This is a genomic window from uncultured Caballeronia sp., from assembly GCF_964243625.1.
In the GTDB taxonomy this organism is placed as follows: domain Bacteria; phylum Pseudomonadota; class Gammaproteobacteria; order Burkholderiales; family Burkholderiaceae; genus Caballeronia.
On sequence record NZ_CAXTGZ010000017.1, the window covers coordinates 1 to 4,818 of the forward strand.

At 58.7% G+C, this 4,818-nt stretch carries 5 protein-coding genes and 1 pseudogene; all 6 read right to left on the minus strand.

Annotated features, from left to right (window positions below; all coding sequences use genetic code 11):
* A pseudogene (locus ACFFAR_RS02235) lies at positions 1-682 on the minus strand (F0F1 ATP synthase subunit beta); the annotation flags it as partial.
* 66 nt (positions 683-748) lie between these two features.
* A complete protein-coding gene (gene atpG / locus ACFFAR_RS02240) occupies positions 749-1,651 on the minus strand; it encodes a F0F1 ATP synthase subunit gamma (RefSeq protein WP_062168432.1) in 903 nt (300 codons plus the stop codon).
* A gap of 100 nt (positions 1,652-1,751) precedes the next feature.
* The gene (gene atpA, locus ACFFAR_RS02245; protein WP_062168434.1) at positions 1,752-3,293 is read right to left on the minus strand and encodes a F0F1 ATP synthase subunit alpha; all 1,542 of its coding nucleotides are present in this window, start codon (positions 3,291-3,293) and stop codon (positions 1,752-1,754) included.
* A gap of 47 nt (positions 3,294-3,340) precedes the next feature.
* Positions 3,341-3,880: a F0F1 ATP synthase subunit delta gene (locus tag ACFFAR_RS02250; RefSeq protein ID WP_062168436.1), complete on the minus strand. Its 540-nt coding sequence runs from the start codon at positions 3,878-3,880 to the stop codon at positions 3,341-3,343.
* A gap of 2 nt (positions 3,881-3,882) precedes the next feature.
* Positions 3,883-4,353: a F0F1 ATP synthase subunit B gene (locus ACFFAR_RS02255; RefSeq protein ID WP_056356289.1), complete on the minus strand. Its 471-nt coding sequence runs from the start codon at positions 4,351-4,353 to the stop codon at positions 3,883-3,885.
* Positions 4,354-4,488: 135 nt separating this feature from the next.
* The gene (gene atpE / locus ACFFAR_RS02260; RefSeq protein WP_047895197.1) at positions 4,489-4,761 is read right to left on the minus strand and encodes a F0F1 ATP synthase subunit C; all 273 of its coding nucleotides are present in this window, start codon (positions 4,759-4,761) and stop codon (positions 4,489-4,491) included.
* Positions 4,762-4,818: the final 57 nt, after the last annotated feature.

The following is a 4,818-nucleotide window of genomic DNA, read 5'->3' on the forward strand; positions in this document are numbered from 1 at the left end:
GGCCGGTCAGCGCCACGCGCAGACGGTTGCCCGGCGGCTCGTTCATCTGGCCGTACACCAGCGCGACCTTGTCCAGAACGTTCGAATCCTTCATTTCATGATAGAAGTCGTTCCCTTCGCGGGTACGTTCGCCAACACCGGCAAACACGGAATAACCACCGTGCTCTTTAGCGATGTTGTTGATCAGTTCCATCATGTTCACGGTCTTGCCCACGCCGGCGCCGCCGAACAGGCCAACCTTGCCGCCCTTTGCAAACGGACAGATCAGGTCAATGACCTTGATGCCGGTTTCAAGCAGTTCGGTCGAAGGCGACAGTTCGTCGAACTTCGGCGCCTTCTGGTGAATCCCGCGCGTGACGTCCGTGTTGATCGGACCGGCTTCGTCGATAGGACGACCCAGCACGTCCATGATGCGGCCAAGCGTCGGCTTGCCGACCGGCACGCTGATGGGCTTGCCCGTGTTCTTCACGATCGTGCCGCGGCGCAATCCATCCGATGCACCCAGACAAATGGTCCGGACCACGCCGTCGCCCAGTTGTTGCTGGACTTCAAGCGTCAGTTCCGAGCCTTCCAAAACGAGCGCGTCGTAAATCCTCGGCATGTCGGAACGCGGGAATTCCACGTCGATAACTGCGCCGATGCACTGTACGATCTTGCCTTCTACCAAAGCAGTAGTACTCATCGCATTTCCTTTAGATACTTGATTCTTCACTCGCGCGACAGGCGCAGTTCGATTCGACGCTGGCGATCAACCGACCGCTGCAGCGCCACCGACGATCTCTGACAATTCCTTGGTAATCGCTGCTTGCCGACTCTTGTTGTATACGAGCTGCAATTCGCCGATCACCGTCTTTGCGTTATCCGACGCGGCCTTCATGGCGACCATGCGAGCCGATTGCTCCGATGCCATGTTTTCCGCCACGGCCTGATACACCAGCGCTTCGACATAACGCACGAGCAGTTCGTCGACAACCGTCTGCGCATCCGGCTCGTAGATGTAGTCCCACGAGGTCGTCGGCGTGACTGCTTCGCTGTTCTTGTCCAGGCCGTCCTTGCGCGCGAAATCGCTTGCCGACAAAGGCAGCAATTGTTCGATCACGGCTTCCTGCTTCATCGTGTTGACGAAGCGGGTGAACGCCAGATAAACCGCGCTGATCTTGCCTTCCGAATACAGGTCGAGCTGAACCTTGATCGCGCCGATCAGTTTTTCCAGATGCGGCGTGTCGCCCAGATGCGTGACTTGCGACACGGTCTTGGCCTTCAGCCGGTTCAGGAAGCCCAGACCCTTGCTGCCGATCGCGGATGCTTCGATCGTCTGGCCTTGCTGCTCCAGCTCCTTGAACTTCAGGAGCGCAGCGCGAAGGATGTTCGTGTTCATGCCGCCGCACAGACCTTTGTCGGTCGTGACGAGAATGATGCCGGCCGCTTTCGCGCCCTTGTTCTCGACCATGAACGGATGGCGATACTCGGGCGTCGCAGCGCTCATGTGCGCGGCGACTTCGCGGATCTTGTCGGCATACGGGCGAGCTGCGCGCATACGCTCCTGCGCGCGGCGCATTTTCGACGCAGCCACCATCTCCATAGCCTTGGTGATCTTGCGCGTGTTTTGCACGCTCTTGATCTTGCCGCGGATTTCCTTCATTCCAGCCATTGCTTACTCCTCGATCGAAACGGCGCGGGATGCTTCATTTGTTCCAGAAGCGGCCCGCGCCGCTTCAAATTTCGACTTAATCCGAAGATCAGTACCGAAATCAATAAGCGCCCGACTTCTTGAAGTCCTTGAGCGCGGTATGCAATGCGCCTTCGTCGTCCTTCGACAAGTCCTTGTTATCTTCGATGCGCTTGATCATGTCCGCATGCTTCGTCTTCAAGTAGTCGCGAAGACCCTTTTCGAACGGCAGGACCTGAGCAACTTCGAGATCGTCGAGGTAACCATTGTTCGCGGCAAACAGCGCGATCGCCAGTTCCCACACTTGCAGCGGCTGATACTGCGGCTGCTTGAGCAGTTCCGTCACGCGGCGGCCGCGTTCCAGCTGCTTGCGGGTGGCTTCGTCGAGGTCCGATGCGAACTGCGAGAACGCCGCCAGCTCACGATACTGCGCCAAGTCGGTACGAATACCGCCCGACAGCTTCTTGATGACCTTGGTCTGCGCGGCGCCACCCACTCGCGACACCGACACGCCCGCGTTAATAGCAGGACGGATACCGGCGTTGAACAAGTCGGTTTCCAGGAAGATCTGGCCGTCAGTAATCGAGATCACGTTCGTCGGAACGAATGCGGTCACGTCGCCGGCTTGCGTTTCAATGACCGGCAATGCCGTCAGCGAACCGCTCTTGCCCTTCACTTCACCATTCGTGAACTTCTCGACGTAGTCTTCCGACACGCGAGCAGCACGTTCCAACAGACGCGAGTGCAGGTAGAACACGTCACCCGGATACGCTTCACGGCCCGGAGGACGGCGCAGCAACAGCGAAATCTGGCGATACGCCCAGGCTTGCTTGGTCAAATCGTCATACACGATCAGCGCGTCCTGGCCGCGATCGCGGAAGTATTCGCCCATCGTGCAGCCTGCGTACGGCGCCAGGTATTGCATGGCGGCCGATTCCGAAGCCGAAGCCGCAACCACGATCGTGTATTCCAGCGCGCCGGTTTCTTCCAGCTTGCGAACCACGTTCATGATCGACGATGCCTTCTGGCCGATCGCGACATAGATACAGAAGAGGTTCTTGCCCTTCTGGTTGATGATCGCGTCAATGGCCACAGCCGTCTTGCCGCACTGGCGGTCGCCAATGATCAGCTCGCGCTGGCCACGGCCAACCGGCACCATTGCGTCGATGGATTTCAGACCCGTTTGAACCGGCTCCGAAACCGACTTGCGCCAGATCACGCCCGGCGCGATCTTTTCTACAGCGTCGGTCATCTTTGCGTTGACCGGACCCTTGCCGTCGATAGGCACGCCCAGAGCGTCGACCACGCGGCCGAGCAGCTCCGGACCCACCGGCACTTCAAGAATGCGGCCCGTCGTCTTGACGATGTCGCCTTCCGAAATGTGTTCGTATTCGCCCAAAATCACGGCGCCAACCGAATCGCGCTCGAGGTTCAGCGCGAGGCCGAAGGTGTTGCCCGGGAATTCGAGCATTTCGCCCTGCATCACGTCCGACAAACCGTGAATACGCACGATACCGTCGGTCACGGAAATCACAGTGCCTTGGTTGCGAACATCGGAGCTCGCTTCCAGGCCCTGGATCCGGCTCTTGATCAGCTCGCTGATCTCAGAGGGATTGAGTTGCATTAGTCACTCCAGATAGTCAATTCTTAACCGCGCCGGCGCAAAAGGCGTCAGGCGGACAGCGCCGTCTGCATGCTCGCGAGGCGCGCGCGGACCGAGGTATCGAGTACTTCGTCGCCTACCGTCACGCGCACGCCGCCAATCAGCGACTTGTCGACTTCAACAGTAGGTTTCAGCTTGCAGTGGAACTTGCGTTCGAGATTCGCGAGCAGGTCGGTCAACTGTGCGCCTTCCAGCGGGAATGCGCTTACGATCAACGCATCGGCCGCACCTTCGCGGGAATTCTTCAGCTCGTCGAACTGCACGGCAATTTCCGGCATCAGCGTCAGCCGGTGGTTGTCCACCAGCATCTGCACAAAGTTCTTCGCCTCCGGCTGCTTGGCGAGCGGCGATTTCACCGCCGTCAACAGCAGCTCGCTGACCTGGTCGCGGCTCACTTTCGGGCTCGTCGCGATGGACAGCACTTCAGGCAGACGCGCAACCTGAGCCAGCTCCTCGACGAAGTCAGACCAGGCGGCGAGCTCACCCGCTTCGGCCACGCGGAACAATGCTTCTGCGTACGGTCGGGCGATGGTTGCAAGTTCGGCCATGATCAGAGCTCGGTTTTGAGTTGATTCAGCATCTCGGCGTGAGCCGATTGATCGACTTCGCGCTTCAGGATCTGCTCGGCGCCCTTCACGGCCAATGCCGCGACTTCGCCGCGCAATGCTTCACGCGCTTTCACGATTTGCTGTTCTGCGTCGGCTTTCGCTTGTGCAATGATGCGCGCAGCTTCGGCCTGAGCGTTAGCCTTGATTTCGTCGGCGACAGCCACTGCACGCTTTTCGGCGTCTGCAATGCGCTGCTGGCCGTCGTTACGGGCTTGCGCGAGTTCCTGGTCGACGCGCTTATGTGCGGCTTCGAGTTCGGCCTTGCCCTTTTCGGCGGCTGACAAGCCGTCGGCGATCTTCTTCGAGCGCTCGTCCAGGGCGTTGATCAACGGCGGCCACACGAACTTCATCGTGAACCACGCGAGGATCAGAAACACGACCATTTGCGCAAACAGGGTTGCGTTGAGATTCACGGTGTTTCCTTAAACGTTGCTAATCCGGAGAGTGAAACGGCAAGGCGCTTGATCGAGGGTTGCATCGATTAAGCGCCGTCACCCGTTCCGTCCTGCGCCTGACGCCGAAGCTCAAGCGCACACTTCCGAGGAAACTCAGCCTGCGGCGAGCTTCGACAGCAGCGGGTTTGCGAACGCAAACAGCATTGCCACACCAACGCCGATCAGGAACGCCGCGTCAATCAGACCAGCCAAGAGAAACATCTTGGTTTGCAGCGGGTTCATCAGTTCCGGCTGGCGAGCACATGCTTCGATGTACTTGCCGCCCATCAGGCCGATACCGATACAGGCGCCGATTGCACCCAGGCCGATGATGATGCCGATACCGATGGCGGTCAGACCCTGGATGTTGGCGATGAAAGCGTTCATGACTACTCCTATGTGAAAAGACTTTGGAACTTAGATTTATAAAAAATTGAAACTCGA